Genomic DNA, 24,636 nt, shown 5'->3' with positions numbered 1-24,636 from the left:
TAAAAAAGCGTATATTGTTCTCATAATAATTAAACCAAAAGACTTATGAGAGCTTATCTATCAATTTTGGCTATGTTGGTATGTGCGGGCTTATTTGCACAAACTAATATCAGCGGAAAAGTTGTTGATGGCAGTAACATGCCAATTCCAGGTGTTAACATTGTTGTTGAAGGAAGTGCCACGGGAACAAGTACTGACTTTGATGGAAAATTTAAACTATCTGTCAATCAACAACCACCTTTTAAAATCACAGCAAGTAGCATTGGATTTGAATCCGCTACTGTTGAAATTACCAAAAACAACGAAGACGTTACTATCGTTCTAAAAGAAGGAACAGAATTAGACGAAATCGTTCTTTCTGCTTCTAGAACACCAGAAAGAATTAGAGAATCGCCAGTAACGGTTGAGCGTTTGGACGCTAGGGCCATTAAAAATGCTTCTGCACCATCGTACTATGACGCGTTAGAAAATTTAAAAGGTGTTGATATTAATACCAACAGTTTAACGTTTAAATCGGTAAACACTAGAGGTTTTGCCACATTTGCCAACACAAGATTTATGCAGTTGGTTGATGGAATGGACAACTCTTCTCCAGCCTTAAACTTCGCCTTAGGAAACTTATTAGGAATGTCTGAACTAGATGTAGCTACAGTAGAATTACTACCAGGAGCATCTTCTGCATTATATGGAGCGAATGCCTTCAACGGTATCATGTTTATGCGTAGTAAAGATCCGTATCAGCATCAAGGAATTAGCGCGTATGCGAAAACAGGAATGACTTCTTCAAGCAATGCAGGTGATAATATTTTTGTAGACTTTGGATTTAGAGCGGCACATGCATTCAGTGATAAATTAGCCGTAAAAGCTTCTTTCTCTTTCTTGAACGGTACAGAATGGTTTGCAACCGATTACACAAACTACAATGCTGCTACAGGAGATGCTATTGCAGGCGATAGAACTTCAGACCCTAACTATAACGGTTTAAACATTTATGGTGATGAGGTGTCTACAACGCTAAATTTTGATGCGCTATCTGGAGCACCAGCAGGAACATTCGGTTCAGCAGCCATCTCTAGAACAGGATACGAAGAGCGCGACTTAATGGATTATGACGCGCAAAGTGTAAAAGCTGACTTAGCAATGCACTACAAGCCTTTTGCAGATGACTTTACAATCATTTGGAACTCTAAGATTGGACGTGGAAACACAATTTATCAAGGAGCAAACAGATACTCTATCAAAAACTTCTTTATGCAACAGCATAAATTAGAAATCCGTAACAACAATTTCTTCATCAGAGGATATGTAACTGCTGAAAAGGCAGGTGATTCGTATGACACGCGTTTTACAGCAATCAACATCAACAGAAGATGGAAGTCAGACCAGCAATGGTTTACAGAATACGCAACAGGATACTTAGGAGCAATCACGGGAGCAATTCCGGGAGTAGCACCAGGTAACCCTGCCGTAGCACACGCGTTTGCTAGAGGATTAGCAGACACAGGCCGTTTTGAGCCAGGTTCGCCACAATTTAGAAGTGCGTTAAATAGTGTAACTGCAGATGGTGATTTGCTAACAGGTTCAAAATTTATTGACAATACCAAATTATATCACGCAGATGTAAACTATAACTTCTCGCACTTAATTGATGTAGCTGATATCCAAATTGGAGGATCATTCCGTGAATATGTGCTAGACTCGCAAGGAACTATCTTTACGGATGTTGACGGACCAATTCGTTACGATGAATATGGAGTGTACATGCAAGTGCAAAAGAAATTCATGGAAGATAAAATGAAGTTTACGGGTTCTATCCGTTATGACAAAGCGCAAAACTTTGATGGAAACTTCTCGCCAAGAGTATCTTTAGTATATTCACCAGACGAAGCTAAAAAACATAACTTCAGAGCATCTTTCCAAACAGGTTTCCGTAACCCAACTACGCAAGACCAATATATCGGTTTAGACGTTGGAAATGCAATCTTAGTAGGTTCGGCTCCAGATAACTTAGATCGTTATACAACTAGACCAATCACAAACAATTTCCCAGCGGGATTAGAAGCATTTGGTTTGGATAGAACAGTTACACTTTCAGGAAACGACGCATACAACAACTCGTTTACGTTGGCATCGTTCCAAGCATTTGGAGCAAGTGCAGCAGCAGGAGCGCCAAACCCAGCGTTGTTACAACGTGCAAATGTTGAGTTTGTAAAGCCAGAACAAGTAGCTGCTTTTGAAGTAGGATATCGTGGAATTATGTTTGATGATATTTCTGTAGATGTTAGTGCATACTACAACTCATACAAAGATTTCATTGCAAACAGAACCGTAATTGTTCCTAACTATGGTAATGTAGATTTATCAGATATTACAGATTTAACGCCAGTAGGTGGAGCGCCAACGCCAAATGCATTAATTGCAGCAGCAAATGGTGACTTTACGCCTTTCCAATTGTACTCTAACTCAAATGCTGACATCAATTCGTATGGTGCGGCTATTGAAGTGGGAACAAAAGTATTTGGAGATTTTGATTTCAGCATCAACTATACGTATGCAAAGCTTGACTTTGACAGAGCAAGTGATCCTGACTTTGAAACAAACTTCAACACGCCAGAGCATAAAGTAAAAGCATCTTTCGGAAAAACAGATTTGTTTGACAATTTCGGATTCAATGTTAACTGGAGATGGAACGATGCATTCCTTTGGGAATCTACTTTTGCTGACGGAATGGTTACAGCACGTTCCTTATTTGATGTACAAGTAAACTACCGTCATGGAAAATCTACCTTCAAACTAGGTGCAGCAAACGTTTTAGGTCACGAATACCTAAGCGCACCAGGAGTGGGAACTATTGGAGCTCAATATTTTGTTTCTTGGGTAATTAACTAATAGTAAAAAACATACACATAAAAAAAGGCTACCAATTTGGTAGCCTTTTCTATTTATTCAATTTTACGCTAATTAGCAAGCGTCTGTTTCGCACTGGCAAACTGTGATAAATGATTCACGAGAAAAGCAGTGAGGCTTCACTAATACAGAAGGACATTCGTAAATATTTGTAACTCCAGTTCCACCAACTAATTCGTCAGTATTGAAGTTAGAAATTGATTTTTTGTTTAAGTTTAACGATGTAAGATTTCTTTTTTTCATAATGTATAATTTCTAAAATAATATAAAAAGTGAACACTTAAAGACGCTCACCAATGCGTCTATTCTTCGCGAAAGAATATTGTTTAAAAAAACATCAACTTCAATAGGTAATGATGCTTTTTGTTACGGTTTTAATGTTTTTTATATAAAATGTTTATTTGATGTTGAATTCAAGAAGAGAAAAATAGTTTTTGCATAAAGCGAAACAATAAAAGAAATCTTGTAAAAACGTGCTTACAAACATCGTGCTTCTATATTTCGATATACAATATAAAATTCCCTTATATAATAGTTCAAAAAAAAGAGATTTGTTACCCAGTATTTTTCTACTTTTTTTGAAAAAAATAAATAAAAATTAAAATGTAGTTGATTATGAGGTATTTATAGTTGGAAAGATACGAGCAAAAAAAATGCGAACTCGAGTTCGCATTTTATAGAAGTTCATTGGTTTATCCTTTCTTGAATATACAGCAATTAGAAAATACTGGACTAGAAGTTTCTCCTCCTTTTATTTTTTCAACATTTAAGTTAGAAATTGACTTTTTGTTTAAGTGTAAAGATGCAATACTTCTTTTTTTCATAATTTTTGAATTAGTATGTTATTTTTCGACTCTATACAAGAATCCCCCATAACGTATAGTTCAAAAAAAATGATTTTGTTACCCTATATTTTTTCACTTTTATTGAAAATAGAAAGATGAAGTTTACTTTTTTAAGGTCTTAAATCGTATTCTGAAGATGCTTTTCTTTTTCTATAAATAACCGCTAATAGTAATAAAACACCCAAAACAATACCGATAATCCAGTACGTGTAATTGAATGATGACAATACAATAGGTTGCGTGTCTCCTAGCACATAAAAACTTCCCCAATAAAACGGCGCATTGGTAAACGAATCTGTGTGTGTTAAAAAATCAATCTTTGCTTGTTGTAAAGCTTTGTGTTTCGGCAATCCAGCTTTGATATGCTTGTAGAAATAGCGCATAAATTCGGGAGTCGTTTTATCTGAAATTTCCCATCGACTCAACAACAAGCTTTTCGCGCCTGCGTATTGAAAAGCATTTCCCAAACTTTGAATGCCTTCCGCTTTATTGACTTTTCCGCTTCCTGTATTGCAAGCACTTAAAACTACCAAACTGGCAGGAATGTGAAGGTTGTACAATTCATGTACAAATAAAGCGTCATCTTCTTCATCGCTTCCTTTAGAAAAATAAATTTTTAAATTATTGGAATTTTGGTTGTCAATATCGCCGTGAAGTGCCAAGTGAATAATTTTATACTTTGCGGCTTGTTCCTTAAAATTTGCTTCATTTGCCTTTGTTCCATAAAAATAGGAGCCTTCTAAAATTTTTGAAATCTCAGCAATTTCTTTTCGCGTACCAGGCAAATCTATTTGAGAGTTTCGTAAATCGGATAATGAAATTGCAGAAGAAACCGCATGAATGCTATCCTTGCTGGTAAATGAAAATGCAATACAATCGTTTTGGATGCTTTCAACATTCTTACTTTCAGTATTTTCAAACAATAAGCTCGCAGAATTTGCATAACTAATCGCGTAGTCGTGCAAAAGATAAGCATCTGTATCAGTATTTGAATCTTGGGTTAGCAACAGGTCAAATTGTAAATGCCAAAGCGATTCATCAGGAATAATAAGAAGCTCATCTCCCACAAAATAATTTCGAATGGGCGCGAATAGTTGTTCGTACAAATGCACTGAACGTTCAGTAAATTTTTTAGTGTCTTTTTCTACGATTGCGTTATTGAATTCTTTAATTTGATTGTCTAAATCTTCAATTTCCAATTTTTCAACTCGAAACGTATTCTTAGTAACAATAAATACATACAGCATGTTGTGGTTTTTAAAAAACTCTAACAAGGTGGTTTTATCGTTTAATTTTTCTTGAAGATTTTGAAGCGTAATTACACGATCTTCATATTTGAGTTTATAGTACTTTGGCAACGTGTGTTCAATGCTTTTTTCGAGAGAATCTTTTCGTTTGGAAAGATCAAAAAATGCACCTTCCAAGGTATATAGTAGGATGCTATCAGCTTCTTTTTTGGTAGATTCAACAAGAATTTTTGACTGCAACACAGCAAGTTCGTCGTTGATGCTTTGTTCTAAATTTAGAATATCTTCTTGAAGATGCATTTGACGCTTTTGTTCCGTATTTTTTAACAATGATCGCAATACATGCGCTTTGCTTTGTTCTGAAGCTGTAAAAGCAGTTCTTAAAGAAGAATCATCCTTATACAATTCGTAGTGCGCTAAAGAGGTGTAAATATTTTTTGCATACAGCGCCTTAATCGTTTCCGAAAACTTGATTTTATCTGCGTAATTGCGCTTTGATGCACGTGTTAGTTTGATAAAAGAAATCGCATCTGTATAATATTGAATACTTTCTTCTAAATACTTTTTTTCTTTCGTGTTTTCGTAAAGATGTAGTAAAATATCAGCTTTCGTTTTTGTGTTCTCTAGCGGCATATCGGTGTCCACATAACTTTTTGAAGAAAAACGATTGGTATCTGTAATTTGTGTAAGTTGATTGGCTTGAATGGCTTTCTGATTATACGCCAAAGCTTTCTCAAAATTTTGTAATTCAGTGTAAATTTTGGCAATATGATTATATGTTTTAATGGTGCTTGCATTCTGTGTCCCGTAAATTCGCTCTCTAATCTCCAACGATTTTTGATAATAATGCAACGCTTGTTGTAAGTTCTCTATTCTATAATTGATGTGTCCAAGATATTCATACAAGTACGACACTATTACATAATTTACTTTTGGAGCATTCAAGCAAATGGCAAGCGCTTTTTCAAGATATGGAATTCCGCGTTCGTCTCCGTAAATATTTCCAAGTTGGCTGTATGGATAATACATTTTTGGATGCGATGCACCATAAAAGTGTGTGCCTAACTCTAAGGTCTTTTTCGTATGAAATAACGCTTTTTCAATTAAATTTTGATTAAAATATGCTGTGCCAATATTAAAATGAATTCGCACTTGTTCATCGTGATTGTCTATACCGTAATTTTGAATGCTTAAACTCAGCGCTTTTTTATAATATTCTAAGCTTTCGCCAAATTCCTCTCTAATAGAATAAATCAATCCCATTTCATTATACACCTTTCCAAAATACGGATGATCTTTTTCATAAACTTGCTGTGCTAATTGCAATGTTTTTTCAAAGTACGACAACGCCTCACCGTTTTTACCTAAATCGTACTTAATTTGCCCTTTCAGCTCCATAATATCTGCATGTAAAATGGTGAGTTGAGGTGAATTTTCAGCGGTAATAGAAATGGCAATGTCCAAGTTTTCCATTGCTTCGGGCAACTTTCGGTTGGTATGTAATGCGATAGCATAATTCAAATACGAATTCACCAACGCAAGTTTTTCATCTTTAAAATATGTTTGGCGAATTTCCAACGCTTCCAACGCATTTTTAAGAGCATCCTTAGTTTTTCCAATAATACTTTCAATAGTAGTTAAGTTTTCCAAAGCGGTAGCTTTTTCTCTTTTTCCAACCTCTTTTGCTTTTTCACTATGTACCAAAGCCTGTTGTGCATACGAATACGATTGCATTAATTGTGATTGCGAAAAAGAAGCTTTAGCTAACGCATTGTAAGAAGCTGCAATGTGTAAAAAATCTTGCGTTTCTTCTGAAATCTTCAATGCTTTTTGAAACAGTTGCGTAGCATCGAGATACTTTCCGTAAAATAACAAATGGTTTCCGTCATTTATATAGTCGGAGGCAGTTGCTTGTTTTTCTTGCGCTTGTAAAAAAGTGTTCGTTCCAAATAAAAGGAATGTACACGCCAAAAAAATAATTTTTCGCATTTATTCTTTAAGTTTAATTTCTTGATTTGCTTCAGAAGGGAGTTCTAAAAAAAGTGAAGCTTCTTCAATTTTATGTTGATCCAAATACATAAGACCGCGATACCATTTTGCAATCTTAGGTGCGTGTATTGCTACAGAATCTAAAGTTGTCATTGCGGTTTTTGTGTAATGTAATCGATAATGAGCCAAAGCGCGCATTAACAAAATATCTTTATATTGATGGTTAGCATCACGATATGGTTTCAGTGTGCTTAACACGCTATCATACTCTTGATGTGAGTAATAATACAACGCTTTTTCTAAAGAAACTTTAACAGTGTCAGCAGAAGTACTTCGCAATGCAAAATCCAATCCTATATTTTTATCCCAAGCTCTTTTTGATGCCGCAGCATAATCAATAGTTGTATTGCTGGAAAAATACCAAAATACTGATATGCAGAAAATCAAAAACACAGCAGCAACTTTTAAAATAAACGACAAACTAAAAGCATGTTTTACTGATGATTGGGAAGCTTGTTGTTTGTGCTGTTCAAGAGTTTCGGCAATTGTTGTTTTTAATTGTTGTGTTTCTTCGCTTTCAAGTATTTTTTTATAGGCAACTACTCTCGCATTTTTTTCATTGGTTGCAAAACTCCAATAGTTATCACCTAAAACTTCCAATAATTGTTGTTCTAAAATAACATGTTCTTTAAAAGACGTATCAGATGCCATTCTCTTCATAAAAGAAGTGCGTTCTTCATCAGAGAGCGTATTTTTTAAAAACTTCTCAATTAATATATCGTCTTCGATTTTCATACATCTTTTAAATTATCATAACGATTGTCTTTTTTAATAAGCTCAACCAACCGATTTTTGCACTTAAAGATACGTTGTCTTACGACACTTTCAGAATTATAGTTAAACTTATGCATTAAAACATCATACGGAGTCTTTTTAAAAAATAATTGTAGCAGTTGTTTACAGTTGTCGGAAAGTGCTGCTAGCTTTTCAGTAAAAAGATCATACCGTTCCTGTTCAACAATTGCAAAGGCATTGTCCGTTTCGTCAGGTACATTATTGAGTAAATCGGAATTATGTATTGTGAGTCTAGTACTATTCAATTCTCTTCGCCACAAATTTTTGCACACCATAAAAAAATAGTTTTCAAAAGAAGCGTGAATGTCAAACGGTTCTTTTCTATAACGAACAATAAGTTGTAACAATGCCCTTTGAAAAATATCGTCTGCATCGCCTAAGCGACCATTATTATTCAACACATAATGTTCAATTTTTGGAAAAACTTTTTGGTACAACAAAATGACTTCTTCTTGTTTTCCATCAGAAAGATTTTCTAAAAAAAGAATCATTTTTTGTGACATTGGTGACTATCAATTTTTATCACTCAAGTGGTAAATAAACACTATCAGTAGATTATCAGTGACTTGATTTTTTTTGGAGGCCAAATATAAAAAGAAAATCACAGATTTTTGCGGCAATAAATTTTTAAATTAAGTGCATTTTATCAATATGAAACTTTAAGAAGACCTAAGAAAATGCATAGAAACAATAGTTTTTTTAGAATTCTAAAAAAACATCCTAAAAAGACTACTTATTTAATTAATAAAATATATCTTTGCACCGCGAAAAAAGGTCATGTTTTAGCATAAAAATAGAAAACCGTTTTTCAGTATTTAATAACCTAAACATTAAACACTTAAGTAATGTCAAAAGTTACAGGTAAAGTTGCACAAATTATAGGTCCTGTTGTTGATGTAGAATTCAGCGCTGGGAACGAACTTCCAAGAATTTATGATTCATTAGAAATAGCAAAAGAAGATGGTACAAAATTAGTACTAGAAGTACAATCACACGTAGGTGAAAATACAGTACGTACCATTTCTATGGATTCAACAGATGGTCTCAGTAGAGGTACAGACGTACAAACTACAGGCGACTCTATCAAAATGCCTATAGGCGACGATGTGTACGGTCGATTATTCAACGTAATCGGAGATGCTATTGACGGATTAGGAGAGTTGCCAAAAGATGGTGACAACGGTTTATCAATCCACAGAGAAGCACCAAAATTTGAAGACTTATCAACTTCTACAGAAGTATTATTTACAGGTATTAAAGTAATTGACTTGATTGAGCCGTATGCAAAAGGTGGAAAAATTGGGTTATTCGGTGGTGCCGGAGTAGGTAAAACGGTATTAATTCAGGAGTTGATTAACAATATTGCAAAAGGTCACGGTGGACTTTCAGTATTCGCAGGAGTAGGAGAAAGAACGCGTGAAGGAAATGACCTTTTACGTGAGATGTTAGAATCTGGAATTATCAAGTACGGAGACGATTTCATGCATTCTATGGAAGAAGGTGGATGGGATTTGTCAAAAGTTGATAAAGCTGCCATGAAAGAATCAAAAGCAACCTTCGTATTCGGACAAATGAACGAGCCACCAGGAGCACGTGCGCGTGTAGCCTTATCTGGATTGACAATTGCAGAATACTTCCGTGATGGAGCAGGAGACGGACAAGGAAAAGACGTACTTTTCTTCGTAGACAACATTTTCCGTTTTACACAAGCAGGTTCTGAGGTATCAGCACTTTTAGGACGTATGCCATCAGCGGTAGGATACCAACCTACATTAGCAACCGAAATGGGTGCCATGCAGGAGCGTATTACATCTACTAAAAAAGGTTCTATTACTTCTGTACAGGCAGTATATGTACCTGCGGATGACCTTACCGATCCAGCGCCAGCAACAACGTTTGCGCATTTGGATGCAACAACAGTATTATCTCGTAAAATTGCAGAGCTTGGTATTTACCCAGCGGTAGATCCATTAGATTCTACGTCAAGAATTTTAACAGCAGACATCTTAGGAGACGAGCACTACAACTGTGCGCAACGTGTAAAAGAGTTGTTACAACGTTACAAAGAATTACAAGATATCATTGCCATCTTAGGTATGGAAGAATTATCTGAAGAAGATAAAATGGCGGTAGGACGTGCACGTCGTGTACAACGTTTCTTATCTCAGCCTTTCCACGTAGCAGAGCAATTTACAGGAATTCCAGGAGTATTAGTAGATATTAAGGAAACTATCAAAGGATTCAACATGATTATGGATGGAGAATTGGATCATTTACCTGAAGCTGCTTTTAACTTAAAAGGAACTATCGAAGAAGCAATCGAAGCAGGAGAAAAAATGCTTGCAGAAGCGTAATTATTGTTGTTGGTTGATAGTTTTTAGTTGTTTGTCAACTTCAAACTAACAACAAGCAACTAACAACTAATAACAAAGAATATGTATTTAGAAATTGTTACACCAGAAGCTACATTGTTCAGTTCAGAAGTTGATTCTGTAGCTGTGCCGGGAATTAATGGAGAGTTTCAAATGCTGAATAATCACGCGCCAATTGTATCACTTTTGAAAGAGGGAGTTGTGAAAATTCACACGCACACACAAAGCCATCTTGAATTGGATGATTTGCACGGAACCATCGTTCCTCACAATGACGACGATAAAGTTCTTACCTTGCAAATCAATTCTGGGACTATTGAAATGAAAGATAATAAAGTTATTATATTGGCCGATTAATTAAGCTTCTATAATCAAAATATAAAAAGCATCAAACAAACGTTTGATGCTTTTTTGCTTTTAAAAACACTTAATTAAACCTTATACTATGTAATCTGTCTTACTATAATGTAAATTCATTTTATAAAAGCGCTAACGCTAATTTCAGAAATCACTGAAACACTTTTAGAAACTGCGTTGTTGAATTTTTAAAAATGGATTGATATTTGATGCTAATTAAAAAAGAATAAATAATTTGGAATAAACACTTTTCAATTCGTAAATTCACTCACACACATAAAACCAAACTGTTATGAAATCACACTTCAAGAAAAAAATCATCCTATTTTGCGGTCTTATTCTAGTAACTTTTGTCGGATTTGCACAAACAGCAAGACAAGCTGTGCAAGCCTCTATGTTTCACAATGACGTTAATTCGCAAGCCATTTTACAGAAAAATTTAAATAGAATCCTCAAAGCGAATATTGATGGAACGCCGTATTTTGACGAAAGTTTCAATTCGGCTAAAATTTTACCAATTGACAAAGTCTTTTTTGTGCGTTACAACGCTGCCATCGATGAAATGGAAGTTATTCAAAACAACGATACATTGTTGATGAATAAAGAAAACAGAAAATACGTCATCAAGCAAAACAAAGGAAATATTACCTATAAAGTATTGGAAAACCCAGAAGCTAGTAACGATGAAAAATTAGGCTATTATATACAACTTACCGATGGCGAAAATGTAAAACTCTATCGAAAAGATCGAAAAAAGTTTGTAGAGTCAAAAGCAGCGGCTTACGGAAGTATCAATGAAACTAGAGCAAAATACAAAGAGCAAAAAAGCGAATTTTACATTGAATATGGCGATAGCGGAACTGTAGTTGAACTTCCAAGAAATAAAAAATCGATCATCAAACTGTTTGCTGACAAAGGCGATATCAAGAATTTTATTAAAAAGAACAACATCAAAACCAACAAAGAAGCAGATGCTATTCAGCTAGTAAATTATGTTAACTCTTTGTAAAAGATGATTTTAGAAGTAAAAAAAACTTCTCAAAAATAGTACAATGGTAAGATTTTTGTGAGATATTATTTACTATCAATAGACACATTAACACAAAAAACCAAAGCACTATGAGATCATTTATCAAAACAATTTGCCTAAGCGCATTTTTACTAGTATTCGTGGCAACATCGTATTCACAAGGAGGAACGGTAACGCTGCAACAAGACAATTCGCCGACAATCACATTTTTTCTAGTACCACATTTCAATCCTCTATTTGGATTGGGTTATGTGAATCCAGATAAAAGTTTATTAGAGGTTGCTGAAGGTTCGCAATACTTTGACGAAGAATTTAAAGAACTGAAAACAACACCATCTGCTGGGAAAGTCCAAGCGCGATACAATGCATTTTTTGACGAAATGGAAATCAAAAAAGACAAGGAACAAGGTTGGATTAACAAATATCGTCATCGTAATAAAATTATCTTTGCAGAAGACGGAAAAGCTTTTAAAATCTTAGATGCGGATCCGCGTTCAGATAAAAACGCACTTGGCTACTTTGAAGTTTTGTTGGAAAATAACAGAGTGTCACTTTACAAAAAGAATGTAAAAAAGCTAAGTGTCGGACTCGAAAATTCACCATACATGATTCCAGTTCCAGAAGTAGTTACAGAATTTCAAGCTGAAAAAACGGAATATTACATAGAATTAGGAAAAAATGGCAACGCACTCAAACTCTCTAGAACGCGTGGCGGAGTTGCAAAACTATTTGGAGAAAAAAGTGATATCATCAAAAATTATATGAAAGAAAACAAGCTGAAAGTGACTAAAGATGAAGATCTAATCAAAATCATCACGTTTGTCAATTCACTATAACTTTTCAAAATATATAAAATAACTAAAGACTGTCTTTTTAAAGGCAGTCTTTTTATATGAACCTAGATACCAAATCGAATGAAAAAATGGACGAAATATAGTGTTTGGTTTATAGTAGTACTTATTGTGGGAATCATAAGCTGCAATGTGTATGTGGAAATAGCTTCACAAGGAAAAACATACAATGACACTGACGAAATACCGAATAATAAAGTCGGACTACTACTCGGAACAGCAAAATATTTAAGTGACGGACGCGTCAATCTCTTCTATCAATATCGAATCAACGCAGCGGTAAAACTCTATCAATCACAAAAAATTGAATACATATTGATAAGTGGCGATAATGGAACAATTCATTACGATGAACCCACTACATTCAAAGAAGATTTAATTGCGGCAGGCATTCCCGAAAATCGTATATTCTTGGATTATGCTGGTTTTAGAACGCTGGATTCTGTCGTACGAAGCAAAGAAATCTTTCAGCAAGAAAGCATTACGATAATTTCGCAACAATTTCACAACGAACGTGCCATTGCTATTGCAAATGCTAAAGGCATCAACGCTGTTGGTTTTAATGCAAAAGATGTGGGCGGAAACAACGGTTTCAAAGTAAAAATCAGAGAAGCATTTGCACGAGTAGCAATGTGTTTGGATTTGCTTTTTGGTACGCAACCTAAATTTCTAGGTGAAAAAATTACCATTCAATAAGCGCATTTCACTACTGCTTTCCATAGAATAATCGCTATTTTTGTGTGTTGAAAAGGAAATGATAGCCCGAAGCACAAAAACTCAGTGAAAACGCCCAGAAAAATACAAGAAAAACTGCAACAACGTATGCAAAACAATAGTTTGCGTGCGCTCTCAGTTTCGAAAAATCAAGTTGATTTCTCGTCAAATGATTACTTGGGATTTGCCACTTCAAAAACTATTTTTCAAAAAACACATCAATATTTAGTTGATAACAATTTGCAACAAAATGGTGCCACAGGTTCACGATTGTTAACAGGAAATCATCAATTATATCAAGACGTAGAAGCGCAACTCTGCAAATTTCACAACAGCGAAGCAGCGTTGCTTTTCAACTCTGGCTATGATGCCAATATCGGATTCTTCTCCTCAGTGCCACAACGCGGCGATGTAATTTTGTTTGATGAATTCATTCATGCGTCCATTCGCGATGGTATTGGCATGAGTTTGGCGAAATCGTACAAATTCAAGCACAACAATCTTGACGATTTACACGAAAAAATTCAAAAACTGCAACAGTCAAACACGCCAAACCAAGAAATTTATGTGGTAACAGAATCGGTTTTTTCTATGGATGGCGATTCTCCCGACTTAAAAAAGTTGGTGGAAATATGTGAAAAAGCAGGCGCATATCTAATCGTAGACGAAGCACATGCACTAGGTGTTTTTGGGGAGAATGGACAAGGATTGTTGCACGAATTACAGCTAGAAACGCATGTTTTTGCCAGAATCTACACGTTTGGAAAAGCACTAGGTTGTCATGGTGCCGCAATTTTGGGAAGCGAAACCTTAAAAAGCTATTTGGTCAACTTTGCACGAAGCTTCATTTACACCACAGGATTGTCGCCGCACGCGGTTGCAACCATTAAAATTGCGTATGAGGAACTCTCAAAAACGAGTGAAAAACAGCGTTTGCGACATAATATAAATACATTTCAAGAAGCGACCAAAGAATTGAATTTTATAAAAGGAAATGCGGCTATTCATTGTTGTATCCTTTCGGGAAATGACACGGTAAAAAACATAGCAAACGCCTTACAAACCGAAGGATTTGATGTAAAACCCATTCTGTCACCAACCGTTCCAGCAGGAAAAGAACGTTTGCGTTTCTGTTTGCATTCGTACAATACAGAAGCAGAAATAAAAAAAGTAATTAACAGACTAAAAGAACATCTCTCATGAAAAATGATTTCTATACAGTAGCCACTTTTGAATTTACCGCAGAAGCACAAGTAATGAAAGGACGCTTTGAATCGCAAGGTATCGAAGTCTTTTTACGAGATGAATATACGGTGGATACCGATCCGCTTGTAAGTCATGCCATTGGCGGTGTAAAACTGCAAGTACACTTGCAAGACAAAGAAGCTGCTACCGAATTATACAACGAATTGCGCGAATACGAAAAAGACCGCAAAGGCAATCGAATCGTATGTCCAAACTGTAATGAAAACAAAATATTAATTGCTCCGCTCCAAAAAAAGTTGCTCTATCTACTCTTTCCGTTCTTTGAACCGAAACGATATATGTGTAATGTATGTGGAGAAATTTTCAAACCAAAAACGAACTAATGCAGAAAAAAATATTTGTCACAGGAATCTCTACGGAAGTTGGAAAAACAGTCGCTTCAGCCATCATCACAGAAGCATTAGAAGCTGACTATTGGAAACCTGTACAAGCTGGCGATTTAAACAATTCTGACAGTCATAAAATTGAAAAATATATTACTAATCAAAAAACTAAAATTCATCCAAACAGCTATGCGCTCAACACGCCAATGAGTCCGCACGCATCTGCTGCCATTGACAATTTGGTTATTCAATTAGACAAAATTCAAGAACCAACAACTAAAAATCATTTGGTTATTGAAGGTGCTGGCGGAATATTAGTGCCGCTCAACGACGAACATACCATTTTAGATATCATCAAACCTGAATATCACGTCATTGTGGTGTCGCGTCATTACTTGGGAAGCATCAATCATACCTTGTTGACGGTGAATTTATTAAAAGAAAAAGGATTCAACGTGTCTATTATTTTTAGTGGAGCTCAACATCCTACAACGGAAAGCATCATTGAAAAAATGACGAATGTTCCTATTATCGGACGCATTGATGAAGAACCGTATTTTGACCAGAATGTTATTCGCGAATATGCGGAATTGTTCAAATCCAACCTAGCATGAGTTTACAAGAAAGAGACAAAAAACATCTTTGGCATCCGCTAACACAACACAAATCGCATCCCAATCACATCGCGATTACAAAGGCGAAAGGCGCTGTTTTATACGATGAAGACGGAAACGAATATATTGACGGCATTGCATCGTGGTACACTTGTGTGTACGGACATTGCAATCCGTACATTATCGAAAAAGTAACAGCGCAAATGCAACAGTTGGATCATGTGGTATTTACAGGATTTACACATCAACCTGCTGTTGAACTTTCAGAAAAACTAATAAAAATTCTTCCCGAAAACCAAGAAAAGCTATTTTTCTCTGACAATGGTTCCACTGCTATCGATGTTGCTATCAAAATGGCGTTGCAATATCATTTTAACAACGGTGAAAAGCGCGGAAAAATAATCGCGTTAGAAAATGGCTTTCACGGAGATACCTTTGGCGCGATGTCCGTTTCAGGGCTATCTGTCTATAACGGACCGTTTGAAGAATTCTTTATCGATGTAGCGCGAATTCCTGTGCCAAATGCAGAAAATTTAGAAGAAGTCAAAGCTCTTTTTACAGAACTCATCACAACGCATAAAGTCGCTGCTTTTGTGTACGAACCGTTGGTACAAGGTGCCGCAGCCATGCAAATGCACAAAGCGGAACACATCAACGAAATTTTAAAAATTGCCCAACAACACCAAGTAGTGACCATTGCAGATGAAGTGATGACAGGTTTTGGGAAAACGGGCAAAAACTTCGCTTCCGAATATATCACAACCAAACCCGATATCATCTGTTTGTCAAAAGCACTGTCTGCAGGAATGGTGCCAATGGCAATTACGAGTTGTAGTCAAAAAATTTACGACGCTTTCTATGCGGACGACTTAAAAAAAGGCTTCTTTCACGGGCATACCTATTCGGGAAATCCTGTGGCGTGTAGTGCTGCTATTGCGGGAATTGACTTGTTACTGTCAGATGAAATGCAGGCAAATTTGCAACGAATTGAAGCAGCTCACCAAAAATTCAATCAAGAAATACAACAACATCCAAAAGTGGCTGCGACGAGACAGCAAGGACAGATTTTCGCACTCGATTTGAATATCGAAATGGAGCGTTATGGAAACTTGCGCGACAAGCTTTTCCATTCGTTTATGAGCAAAGGCGTTTGTTTGCGTCCGTTGGGAAATACCATTTACATTTTAGCACCCTACATTACTTCAGATGCGCAATTGCAAAAAATATATCAAGCCATTCGGGAAACGCTTGATACGTTGTAAATTCTTAAAAAACACTATAAAAGGTAACAATTTTGAAGCAATCGATTTTCATAAAAATCGTGTCTACTTTTCATGAAAACCGTATATAGTGGCTTGTGTCAGCCCAAAAACACTCTTAGTTTTGAGTATTGTTTAATCACAAAAATCACAATATGAAAAAACAACAATTAAAGTCGTTAAGCTTAAACAAAAAAGCAGTTTCTAACTTACAAATTGAAAATGTGTCTGGCGGATGGGATACGGAAGACACGTACACAAAAACATTTATTGGTCCTATTTGTAATTGTCCAGCACCTTCTCGCTATGGAGGAACTCAAAGCTGGTGTTTTTGTCAATAGGTAACACAACATCAAAAAAAACCAGCGAAATATACTTCGCTGGTTTTTCAAATTGAAGTGATTTAAACTCTTACACACAAATATCTACATCGACACTTAAAAACATACGATTGGTGTCGTCATTTTCAGTCGGTTGGTGATACGCGCTAGATAGTGTCGGATTTTCCGTGTCTTCTGGATTTTCTTGAGACGTATTTTCTCCGCCATATACCTGATGAATTGCTACAGTTACTTTCTTTAAAGTTAATTTCTTGGGAATCATAGTTTTCATATTAAATATTAAGTGAATTTACCTGCGAAGAAATTCAAATATCTTATACAATCCCAAGAAAGGGAAACGATTTTTATGAAAATCGGCATGTAATTTTTTCTCTATAAACTACAGATTTTCAAGGTTTTTAATATAATATGAAGGGTTGAATCCTGTACGTTTTTTAAATGCTTTGGCAAATGATTCGGACTTCTTAAAACCAATTTCTTCTGCAATAGATTGCACCGTATACGAACGCAATTTTTTATCATTCTTTAAGGCAGTCAACACATAATCAATTCGCATATCATTCATATATTCTGAAAAAGTTTTCTCCTTGTATTGATTGATGACTTTTGACAGATAACTCGAATTGGTATGACACTTTTTCGCCAATGTAGCCAAGTTGTATTTAGCGTCAAGAAAGAATTGTTTTGCTTCTAATTTTTCCAAATACTCCAAAATCTTCGCGGCTTTTTCATCGGACAACACATAGCCTTTCTGTGATGCGTTTTCTGTGGAACTTTCTTTTTCTTTAAGTTCTTGAATGAGTGTGTGAAATTTTGCTAATTTCTGCTTTTGACGATTTCTATAATACACGAAAAAAATTCCTGATGCAATTACAATAAGCACAATCGCGACCATTGCTTGTGAAAAATAATTTTTAAACAAATTGGAACTTTTTTCTGCTTTATCAGCGCGGTATTCGACGTTTTTTAAATCGTAACCTTCAAAAATAGTTTTGTACAACTCAAAACGTCTGTCAGTACTTATATTTTTTCGTTCAATATACTGGTCATAAATTTCTGTGGCTTTTTCATAGTTTCCAAGCTGAACGTATGTTTTTGCCAACCACTGATAGGTTTCGTCCAATCCCACAAAATTCAATTGTTTTTCTTGAATAATTTCGTCGGTTTCCCTAAAATAGTTCAATGCTTTCTCATAATCATTCAACCCAAACCAACATTTTCCTTTATCAAGCAATAAAAAAGGTGTAATCAAATATAAATCTTCGTGATTTGTGGAAATTTTTAAAGCTTCGTCTAACTTTACCAGTGCTTTTTCGTAGGCTTGTTGTGCCGTAAATACATTTCCTTTTCCGCCAATAGCGATACACTTTCCAGATAAAAAATCAGTAGTTTCACTCAATACCAAACTCTTCGAATACAAGTCATGCGCGCGTTGAAACATGCCTGCTTCTGTATAGGATTTAGCGGTATTATTCAACATTTTTACAAATCGAATTTTTAAAAAGCGCGAATCTGGTTTTTGTGTAAGCAAGGAATCGTACGAGCGAATGATGTTATCAAATTCGGCTAATGCTTCTGCAGTTTTTCCAACTTTCAATTTGATAGTTGCCACATCAAACTCCAACGTCAATCGGTTACTAATAGAACCTGAAACACGCATCACATCATAGGCTTTTAAATACAATTCCAACGCTTCACTGTATTGAGAAGCGATATAAAAAGTAGCGCCTTTAGCATGATAAAACGAACCTAACAACGAATCTTTCTGCTGCAATTGTGCTAACGAAATCGCACTGTCAATCGCCGCATGTGCCTCTGAATACAATTTATTTTTTCGATACACGCGATGCTTCAAATAATACGATTGCGCCATAAAATTGGTGTCTTTTTCTGAACGTGCAGCTTTTAGCAACTCGTTAATATAGGGCATCATTTCTACGGAAGTATTCAGTCTTTCTTTTACGTATGCAAATTGTTGTGATAGTTTCTTTTCTTTAAAAATAGACAAAGAATCTTGCGGATTTGCTGAAATTGGCAAGGCGAAAAACGCAATAACAATGACTAAAAATATTCGGAAATTCATAAATGGTAGTTTAGTACTGCAAAAATAATGTATTATAAAGACACTTTTATTTGGTATTTGTTACGAACGAACAGAAATATAAACTCGTGTACAAATGTTAGCAAATCATCACATTTCTTACGATATTAGCACTCTTAATTTAGGATTCTATGATGCATGATGGTATTTCAATAACAGGCTTGGGCTCGGTGTCTCCACTGGGAATTGCGCAAGCCGAAATTTGGAAACAGTACACCAATGATTCTCATTGTTTTCACCAAGAAACAATTCAACAACAAAACATATATACAGCGTCACTTTCTAAAGATGCAAAAGTAGCTGTTGAAACTTTAAAAAATTCCAATGCTAAATATAAAAATCTAGACGATAGTGTATTGTATGCAATATTAGCATCGCGCATAGCGGTTGAAAATGCTGGTTGGAACGCGGAAAACGACTTCGGAATCAACATCGGTTCTTCAAGAGGTGCCACCACACTTTTTGAAAAATACCATCAAGAATATTTAAAAAATGAACATGCTGCAACACTAAGTTCGCCAACCACAACTTTAGGAAATATTTCGTCATGGGTTGCGCACGATTTGCAAACTGCTGGTCCACAAATTTCACATTCCATTACCTGTTCTACCGCTTTGCATGCCTTGTTGAACGGAATTGCCTGGTTGCAATCGGGAATGGCAGAAAAATTTTTAGTTGGAGGAAGTGAAGCGCCGCTCACACCATTCACCATTGCGCAAATGCAAGCATTACACATTTACGCTAAAAATGAAGCTGCTTATCCTTGTCTTTCATTAGACTTAGAAAAAAATCACAACACCATGATTTTGGGCGAAGGCGCAGCAGCAATTTGCTTAGAAAAAGGCGAAAAAAGTAACGCTTTAGCAAAAATTAGAGGCATTGGCTATGCCACAGAAATTTTAACGCACAATACGTCAATCTCGGCAGAAGGTATCTGTTTTGAAAAATCGATGCGTATGGCGTTGCAAGATTTTTTGCCAGAAGAAATTGATGCCATCGTTCTGCACGCGCCAGGAACGATTAAAGGTGATTTGGCAGAATATCAAGCTATCAAAAAAATATTTTGTAACGAAATTCCAAAACTAACTACGAATAAATGGAAAATAGGTCACACTTTTGGAGCTTCAGGAATATTAAGTGTAGAATTAGCGATTTTAATGATACAGCAACAAAAATTTGTTTCAATTCCGTATCTTGAAAAAGAAAAACAACCGAAACCACTAAACACGATTTTAGTCAACGCGGTCGGATTTGGAGGAAATGCAGTATCCGTATTGCTAACCAAAGACTAAATTTCAAACAATAATAATAACACCTTAAAAACCGTACATCATGGGAGATTGGTTTTCAGCATTAACAACTTTTGAAAAATCGTATTGGATCATTGCGGCCATATCATCAACGATTTTTGTATTTGTCTTAATCACTACGTTTTTAGTAGGCGATGCAGACGGCGTTGATGGTGACGTAGATGCCGAAATAGAAAGTGATACTGGAATCGGATTTCAGTTTTTTACCTTCAAAAACTTGGTAGCATTCTTTACCATTTTTAGTTGGGCAGGAATCTCTTGTATCAATGCAGGGTTTGGAAAAGGTGTCACTATTTTAATTTCAACGCTAGCAGGTTTGGCAATGATGTTTGTTATGGCAACACTCATTTACTATATCAACAAATTGGTAAGTAGTGGAACTCTCAAACTTGAAAATGCCGTTGGAAACGTAGGCGAAGTGTATTTAAGCATTGGTCCAAATCGCTCCAAAATAGGAAAGGTACACGTCAATGTACAAGGTGCTTTGCGCGAACTCGACGCACTTGCCGATAGCAATGAAACACTCAAAACAGGTACTGTGGTAGAAGTTACTGACATTACAGGAACTGGAATATTAATCGTTCAACCAATAAACAACACAAATTATGACAAAAGCACTCCTCTTATTGCAAATGCAAAATAGTGGTGATGGCAGCGCGCTAGGCGAAATGTCAGGACTTATCCTGATAGTGGCTGCGGGACTCTTTATCTTCTTGCTAATTACGGTATTTATCCGTCGATACAAACGTTGTCCTTCCGACAGAATCTTAGTGGTATACGGAAAAGTAGGTGGCGGACAATCCGCAAAATGTATTCACGGTGGTGCCGCGTTCATTATGCCGGTTATTCAAGACTATGAATACTTAGATTTAACACCAATTTCTATAGAAGTAAACTTGGTAAATGCATTAAGTAAACAAAACATTCGTGTCAATGTACCTTCTCGATTTACCATTGGTATTTCTACCGAACCTGGCGTAATGCAAAATGCTGCAGAACGTTTGCTTGGATTGGGACAACACGAAATTCAAGAATTGGCACAGGAAATCATTTTTGGTCAATTGCGTTTGGTAGTAGCTTCGATGGATATTGAGGAAATTAACTCGGATAGAGATAAATTCTTAACGAATATTTCTGAAAGTGTCGAATCGGAATTAAAGAAAGTAGGTTTAAAATTGATCAACGTAAACATTACAGATATCGTTGACGAATCTGGTTATATTGAAGCACTTGGTAAAGAAGCAGCAGCACACGCAATCAACGCAGCGCGTAAATCGGTTGCTGAGAAAAATAGAGATGGTTCTATTGGTGAAGCAAACGCATTACAAGACGAACGTACACAAGTTGCCGCAGCAAATGCACAAGCAGTAGAAGGAGAAAACACCGCGAAAATTGCAGTTGCAAACTCTGATTCCTTACGTAGACAACGAGAAGCAGAAGCAGAACGTGTGGCAATAGCATCTGAAAAAGTACAATCCGCAAAAGCCTTAGAAGAATCATACGGAGCAGAACGCGAAGCGGAAATTGCAAGAGCAGAAAGAGAACGATCTTCTCAAATGGCAGATATTATTGTACCTGCGGAAATTGATAAACGTAAAGTAGAAATCGACGCTGAGGCAGAAGCAGAACGCATTCGTAGAAAAGCCAAAGGTGAGGCAGATGCTATCCTTTTCAAAGCACAAGCCGAAGCACAAGGTCAGTACGAAGTATTAACCAAGCAAGCAGCTGGTTTGGAAGAAATCGTAAAAGCGGCTGGCAATAATTCCAAAGATGCCGTTTTATTATTAATCGCAGACAAATTGCCAGAATTGGTAAAACTTCAAGCAGAAGCTATCAAAAACATTAAAATTGATAAAGTAACTGTTTGGGAAGGTGGAAACGGCGGAAAAGACGGTAAAACCTCTACGTCCAATTTCATCTCAGGCATGTACAAAGCGGTGCCACCATTGCAAGAAATGTTCAACATGGCAGGAATGGAATTGCCTGAATATTTAAAAGGTAAAGATGTAGCGAAGGCTGAAGAAGCTTCGGAAATGACAACTTCGGAGGATTCAGAAGAGCAATAAATAAAAAAAGCCGTTTTTATGATTAAATAAAACGGCTTTGAAATGTTTTGCTATTTATGCAGAAAGCTTATTTGCAGTTTCCTGACATTTCTAATTTCTCAAAACCGAAGATGAAGAATCCCTTCATAGAAACTGTCGTAGTAACATTTACAACCTCACCACCACATTTGTCTCGTAACTCCTGAAGTGCTGATTCAGCTTTTTTCTGAGCGTCTAATGGACTTAATCCTAAAATGTTGGTACCTTTCATGGTAACGGTAACTTTTTTGCCTGCATTGTCATAAGTTGAAGGCGTTGATACATAACCAACCGTTCCACAACTAGTTAGGAAAAATGATACGCAAACCGTTAATAGTAATAATTTTTTCATTTTATATAATTTAAAAATTCAGCAGTAAATATAAGTAAAAAGATTACAAAAATTAACAAGTAAATCAGTCAGGAAAATATTTTGATATAACTTTTTGAATGCTAGTCAATTATGAAAAATAATAAAATTATCTTTAAAAGAAAAGTTCCCATCATGCGGTATATATTTGGTGTGGCTTTCTTTTTTATGGGCGTCGCATGGATGATAACTGGAAACTTATTTGGAATGATTTTCAGCGGAATGTCTGTTTTTTTCTTTAACAAAGATGGTTCTGAAATTGATTTAGATATCAAACGTTACCGAACGTTTATAGAACTTTTTGGGATTCGTTATGGAACTTGGCAAGAATTTACCTGAAATTGAATATGTTTCTGTATTCAGTACCACCGAATCGGCAAAAGTGAGAGCGTTATCAGCAGAAGCGACCGTAAAAAATGATATCATTGTGCTCAATTTATTCTACAACGGAAATCATCGCATCAAAGCATACGCTACAACAGACAAAGAAGACGCTTTTAAAGTAGCGAAACAAATTGCAGAAATCTTAAAAATTGATATTTTAGACGCTACAGAAGCAGAATCTAAATGGATATAACTATTTTTGTCACCAAACTAACTTTTTTATGAGCAACATACGACACAATTGGACGAAAGAAGAAATCATAGAAATTTATAACAAACCAATGATGGAACTGTTGTACGAAGCAGCAACGGTACACAGAGTACATCACGACCCAAACACCGTACAAGTCTCCACATTACTATCCATAAAAACGGGCGGTTGTCCAGAAGATTGCGGGTATTGTCCACAAGCAGCACGCTATCATACCGATATTGAAGGCAACGATTTAATGACAGTTTCGCACGTAAAAGCACAAGCCTTACGCGCCAAAGCTTCTGGAAGTTCGCGTGTATGTATGGGCGCTGCTTGGCGAAATGTAAAAGACGGACCAGAATTTGATCAAGTGCTAGAAATGGTGCGTACCATTAACAAGTTAGACATGGAAGTATGTTGTACGTTAGGAATGGTGACAGAAAATCAAGCAAAGCGTTTGGCAGAGGCAGGTTTATATGCATATAATCATAACTTAGATTCATCGGAAGAATATTATAAAGAAGTCATTTCTACACGTGGTTACGAAGATCGTTTGGAAACCATTGACAATGTTCGTAAAACCAACGTAACGGTTTGTAGTGGTGGAATTATCGGAATGGGCGAATCGGTAGAAGATCGCGCGGGAATGCTAGTTGCTTTATCAACCTTAAATCCACAACCAGAATCTGTGCCAATTAACGCATTAGTTGCCGTTGATGGAACGCCGCTAGAAAACGAAAAACCGGTAGAAATTTGGGAAATGATTCGCATGGTCGCCACTACGCGAATTGTAATGCCAGAAACGCAAGTACGTTTATCTGCAGGACGAACCAATATGAGTAGAGAAGGACAAGCCATGTGTTTCTTTGCAGGAGCGAACTCTATTTTTGCGGGAGATAAGTTGTTGACGACACCTAATCCAGACGTGAATGAAGACATGAAAATGTTTGAATTGCTAGGATTAAATCCACAAAAACCATTCACCAAAAAGGTACAGCCAAAAACGGTAGAAGCAACCGATTCGCAATACCAATCGTTAGGAGAAAAGCCAAAATGGTCACGTCCAGATCATACCATTGAGCGAAACGAGCAAGCAAAAGAAAAAATGAAAGAAGCGGTTTTGGCTAAAAAACAATAGAAAATAATCAAAAATAATTGTAAAAGGGCTCAATTTTTGAGCTCTTTTGTAGCTTACAAAAGCATATTTGATAACAATTTAGTAAC

23 protein-coding genes are annotated in these 24,636 nt (G+C 36.1%); 17 read left to right on the top strand and 6 right to left on the bottom strand.

Annotated features, from left to right (window positions below):
- Positions 1-45 precede the first annotated feature (45 nt).
- Positions 46-2,889, top strand: coding sequence for a TonB-dependent receptor (locus tag C8N46_RS14725; protein ID WP_108115682.1), 2,844 nt, complete (start codon positions 46-48; stop codon positions 2,887-2,889).
- A 973-nt stretch (positions 2,890-3,862) separates the two neighbouring features.
- Here the strand turns inward: C8N46_RS14725 and C8N46_RS14720 are convergent.
- From C8N46_RS14720 to C8N46_RS14710, 3 genes are read right to left on the bottom strand one after another with little or no spacing between them, the layout of a single operon-like run.
- A complete protein-coding gene (locus C8N46_RS14720) occupies positions 3,863-6,988 on the bottom strand; it encodes a CHAT domain-containing protein (protein ID WP_108115681.1) in 3,126 nt (1,041 codons plus the stop codon).
- A complete protein-coding gene (locus C8N46_RS14715; RefSeq protein WP_108115680.1) occupies positions 6,989-7,783 on the bottom strand; it encodes a hypothetical protein in 795 nt (264 codons plus the stop codon).
- A complete protein-coding gene (locus tag C8N46_RS14710) occupies positions 7,780-8,334 on the bottom strand; it encodes an RNA polymerase sigma factor (protein ID WP_158269160.1) in 555 nt (184 codons plus the stop codon). Before C8N46_RS14710 ends, C8N46_RS14715 begins: the two co-directional genes overlap by 4 nt.
- A gap of 354 nt (positions 8,335-8,688) precedes the next feature.
- On the opposite strand from C8N46_RS14710, the gene atpD reads away from it, so the two are divergent.
- The 10 genes from atpD (at position 8,689) to C8N46_RS14660 (ending at position 16,970) form a co-directional block, all read left to right on the top strand.
- Entirely contained in the window at positions 8,689-10,197 is a 1,509-nt protein-coding gene (gene atpD / locus C8N46_RS14705) for a F0F1 ATP synthase subunit beta (RefSeq protein ID WP_108115678.1), read from the top strand.
- Between the two features lie 81 nt (positions 10,198-10,278).
- Positions 10,279-10,572: a F0F1 ATP synthase subunit epsilon gene (locus tag C8N46_RS14700; protein ID WP_108115677.1), complete on the top strand. Its 294-nt coding sequence runs from the start codon at positions 10,279-10,281 to the stop codon at positions 10,570-10,572.
- 292 nt (positions 10,573-10,864) lie between these two features.
- Positions 10,865-11,581 (top strand): hypothetical protein, encoded by a 717-nt coding sequence (locus C8N46_RS14695; RefSeq protein WP_108115676.1) that lies wholly within the window; start codon positions 10,865-10,867, stop codon positions 11,579-11,581.
- 110 nt (positions 11,582-11,691) lie between these two features.
- A complete protein-coding gene (locus C8N46_RS14690; protein WP_146169837.1) occupies positions 11,692-12,438 on the top strand; it encodes a hypothetical protein in 747 nt (248 codons plus the stop codon).
- A gap of 78 nt (positions 12,439-12,516) precedes the next feature.
- Positions 12,517-13,149, top strand: a complete 633-nt coding sequence (locus C8N46_RS14685; protein WP_108115674.1) for a SanA/YdcF family protein — start codon at positions 12,517-12,519, stop codon at positions 13,147-13,149.
- A 126-nt stretch (positions 13,150-13,275) separates the two neighbouring features.
- A complete protein-coding gene (locus tag C8N46_RS14680; RefSeq protein WP_108115840.1) occupies positions 13,276-14,370 on the top strand; it encodes an aminotransferase class I/II-fold pyridoxal phosphate-dependent enzyme in 1,095 nt (364 codons plus the stop codon).
- Positions 14,367-14,756 (top strand): putative signal transducing protein, encoded by a 390-nt coding sequence (locus C8N46_RS14675; protein WP_108115673.1) that lies wholly within the window; start codon positions 14,367-14,369, stop codon positions 14,754-14,756. The genes C8N46_RS14680 and C8N46_RS14675 overlap by 4 nt, the downstream gene beginning before the upstream one ends.
- On the top strand, positions 14,756-15,370 hold the full coding sequence (bioD, locus tag C8N46_RS14670) for a dethiobiotin synthase (RefSeq protein ID WP_108115839.1): 615 nt from the start codon (positions 14,756-14,758) through the stop codon (positions 15,368-15,370). Before C8N46_RS14675 ends, bioD begins: the two co-directional genes overlap by 1 nt.
- Positions 15,367-16,632 carry an adenosylmethionine--8-amino-7-oxononanoate transaminase gene (gene bioA / locus C8N46_RS14665; RefSeq protein WP_108115672.1) on the top strand — a complete coding sequence of 422 codons (1,266 nt, stop codon included), beginning with the start codon at positions 15,367-15,369 and terminating at the stop codon, positions 16,630-16,632. The genes bioD and bioA overlap by 4 nt, the downstream gene beginning before the upstream one ends.
- Before the next feature lie 152 nt (positions 16,633-16,784).
- On the top strand, positions 16,785-16,970 hold the full coding sequence (locus C8N46_RS14660; RefSeq protein ID WP_108115671.1) for a class I lanthipeptide: 186 nt from the start codon (positions 16,785-16,787) through the stop codon (positions 16,968-16,970).
- Between the two features lie 70 nt (positions 16,971-17,040).
- Here C8N46_RS14660 and C8N46_RS14655 read toward each other — a convergent pair whose 3' ends face one another.
- A complete protein-coding gene (locus tag C8N46_RS14655) occupies positions 17,041-17,232 on the bottom strand; it encodes a hypothetical protein (RefSeq protein WP_146169836.1) in 192 nt (63 codons plus the stop codon).
- A gap of 117 nt (positions 17,233-17,349) precedes the next feature.
- Positions 17,350-19,053: a response regulator transcription factor gene (locus tag C8N46_RS14650; RefSeq protein ID WP_108115669.1), complete on the bottom strand. Its 1,704-nt coding sequence runs from the start codon at positions 19,051-19,053 to the stop codon at positions 17,350-17,352.
- Between the two features lie 149 nt (positions 19,054-19,202).
- Here C8N46_RS14650 and C8N46_RS14645 point away from each other — a divergent pair, with 149 nt between their 5' ends.
- Genes C8N46_RS14645 through C8N46_RS14635 form a run of 3 tightly spaced genes read left to right on the top strand, consistent with a single transcriptional unit; the run spans position 19,203 to position 22,447 of the window.
- On the top strand, positions 19,203-20,363 hold the full coding sequence (locus tag C8N46_RS14645) for a beta-ketoacyl synthase N-terminal-like domain-containing protein (RefSeq protein WP_108115668.1): 1,161 nt from the start codon (positions 19,203-19,205) through the stop codon (positions 20,361-20,363).
- 40 nt (positions 20,364-20,403) lie between these two features.
- Positions 20,404-21,024: a hypothetical protein gene (locus C8N46_RS14640; protein WP_108115667.1), complete on the top strand. Its 621-nt coding sequence runs from the start codon at positions 20,404-20,406 to the stop codon at positions 21,022-21,024.
- A gap of 25 nt (positions 21,025-21,049) precedes the next feature.
- Positions 21,050-22,447, top strand: coding sequence for a flotillin family protein (locus C8N46_RS14635; protein ID WP_108115838.1), 1,398 nt, complete (start codon positions 21,050-21,052; stop codon positions 22,445-22,447).
- 67 nt (positions 22,448-22,514) lie between these two features.
- On the opposite strand, the gene C8N46_RS14630 is transcribed toward C8N46_RS14635, so the two are convergent.
- The gene (locus C8N46_RS14630; protein ID WP_108115666.1) at positions 22,515-22,817 is read right to left on the bottom strand and encodes a hypothetical protein; all 303 of its coding nucleotides are present in this window, start codon (positions 22,815-22,817) and stop codon (positions 22,515-22,517) included.
- 153 nt (positions 22,818-22,970) lie between these two features.
- On the opposite strand from C8N46_RS14630, the gene C8N46_RS14625 reads away from it, so the two are divergent.
- Genes C8N46_RS14625 through bioB form a run of 3 tightly spaced genes read left to right on the top strand, consistent with a single transcriptional unit; the run spans position 22,971 to position 24,550 of the window.
- Positions 22,971-23,174: a hypothetical protein gene (locus tag C8N46_RS14625; protein ID WP_146169835.1), complete on the top strand. Its 204-nt coding sequence runs from the start codon at positions 22,971-22,973 to the stop codon at positions 23,172-23,174.
- Positions 23,149-23,412 carry a hypothetical protein gene (locus C8N46_RS14620; RefSeq protein ID WP_108115664.1) on the top strand — a complete coding sequence of 88 codons (264 nt, stop codon included), beginning with the start codon at positions 23,149-23,151 and terminating at the stop codon, positions 23,410-23,412. Before C8N46_RS14625 ends, C8N46_RS14620 begins: the two co-directional genes overlap by 26 nt.
- A 28-nt stretch (positions 23,413-23,440) precedes the next feature.
- Entirely contained in the window at positions 23,441-24,550 is a 1,110-nt protein-coding gene (gene bioB, locus C8N46_RS14615) for a biotin synthase BioB (protein ID WP_108115663.1), read from the top strand.
- Positions 24,551-24,636: the final 86 nt, after the last annotated feature.

Origin of the sequence: Kordia periserrulae (assembly GCF_003054265.1) — a bacterium.
GTDB lineage: Bacteria > Bacteroidota > Bacteroidia > Flavobacteriales > Flavobacteriaceae > Kordia > Kordia periserrulae.
The sequence above is the reverse complement of the archived record's forward strand: the minus strand, read 5'-3'. Positions and strand labels throughout refer to the sequence as shown.

Bases quoted from the DNA above. Each gene is read 5' to 3' on its own strand.
- C8N46_RS14710 (WP_158269160.1), bottom strand. From the start codon at position 8,334: ATGATTCTTTTTTTAGAAAATCTTTCTGATGGAAAACAAGAAGAAGTC.
- C8N46_RS14645 (WP_108115668.1), top strand. From the start codon at position 19,203: ATGATGCATGATGGTATTTCAATAACAGGCTTGGGCTCGGTGTCTCCA.
- C8N46_RS14625 (WP_146169835.1), top strand. From the start codon at position 22,971: ATGCGGTATATATTTGGTGTGGCTTTCTTTTTTATGGGCGTCGCATGG.
- C8N46_RS14725 (WP_108115682.1), top strand. From the start codon at position 46: ATGAGAGCTTATCTATCAATTTTGGCTATGTTGGTATGTGCGGGCTTA.
- C8N46_RS14680 (WP_108115840.1), top strand. From the start codon at position 13,276: ATGCAAAACAATAGTTTGCGTGCGCTCTCAGTTTCGAAAAATCAAGTT.
- C8N46_RS14700 (WP_108115677.1), top strand. From the start codon at position 10,279: ATGTATTTAGAAATTGTTACACCAGAAGCTACATTGTTCAGTTCAGAA.
- bioA (WP_108115672.1), top strand. From the start codon at position 15,367: ATGAGTTTACAAGAAAGAGACAAAAAACATCTTTGGCATCCGCTAACA.
- C8N46_RS14620 (WP_108115664.1), top strand. From the start codon at position 23,149: ATGGAACTTGGCAAGAATTTACCTGAAATTGAATATGTTTCTGTATTC.
- C8N46_RS14630 (WP_108115666.1), bottom strand. From the start codon at position 22,817: ATGAAAAAATTATTACTATTAACGGTTTGCGTATCATTTTTCCTAACT.
- C8N46_RS14650 (WP_108115669.1), bottom strand. From the start codon at position 19,053: ATGAATTTCCGAATATTTTTAGTCATTGTTATTGCGTTTTTCGCCTTG.
- C8N46_RS14695 (WP_108115676.1), top strand. From the start codon at position 10,865: ATGAAATCACACTTCAAGAAAAAAATCATCCTATTTTGCGGTCTTATT.
- C8N46_RS14675 (WP_108115673.1), top strand. From the start codon at position 14,367: ATGAAAAATGATTTCTATACAGTAGCCACTTTTGAATTTACCGCAGAA.
- bioB (WP_108115663.1), top strand. From the start codon at position 23,441: ATGAGCAACATACGACACAATTGGACGAAAGAAGAAATCATAGAAATT.
- C8N46_RS14715 (WP_108115680.1), bottom strand. From the start codon at position 7,783: ATGAAAATCGAAGACGATATATTAATTGAGAAGTTTTTAAAAAATACG.
- C8N46_RS14690 (WP_146169837.1), top strand. From the start codon at position 11,692: ATGAGATCATTTATCAAAACAATTTGCCTAAGCGCATTTTTACTAGTA.
- C8N46_RS14635 (WP_108115838.1), top strand. From the start codon at position 21,050: ATGTCAGGACTTATCCTGATAGTGGCTGCGGGACTCTTTATCTTCTTG.
- C8N46_RS14640 (WP_108115667.1), top strand. From the start codon at position 20,404: ATGGGAGATTGGTTTTCAGCATTAACAACTTTTGAAAAATCGTATTGG.
- atpD (WP_108115678.1), top strand. From the start codon at position 8,689: ATGTCAAAAGTTACAGGTAAAGTTGCACAAATTATAGGTCCTGTTGTT.
- bioD (WP_108115839.1), top strand. From the start codon at position 14,756: ATGCAGAAAAAAATATTTGTCACAGGAATCTCTACGGAAGTTGGAAAA.
- C8N46_RS14655 (WP_146169836.1), bottom strand. From the start codon at position 17,232: ATGATTCCCAAGAAATTAACTTTAAAGAAAGTAACTGTAGCAATTCAT.
- C8N46_RS14660 (WP_108115671.1), top strand. From the start codon at position 16,785: ATGAAAAAACAACAATTAAAGTCGTTAAGCTTAAACAAAAAAGCAGTT.
- C8N46_RS14720 (WP_108115681.1), bottom strand. From the start codon at position 6,988: ATGCGAAAAATTATTTTTTTGGCGTGTACATTCCTTTTATTTGGAACG.
- C8N46_RS14685 (WP_108115674.1), top strand. From the start codon at position 12,517: ATGAAAAAATGGACGAAATATAGTGTTTGGTTTATAGTAGTACTTATT.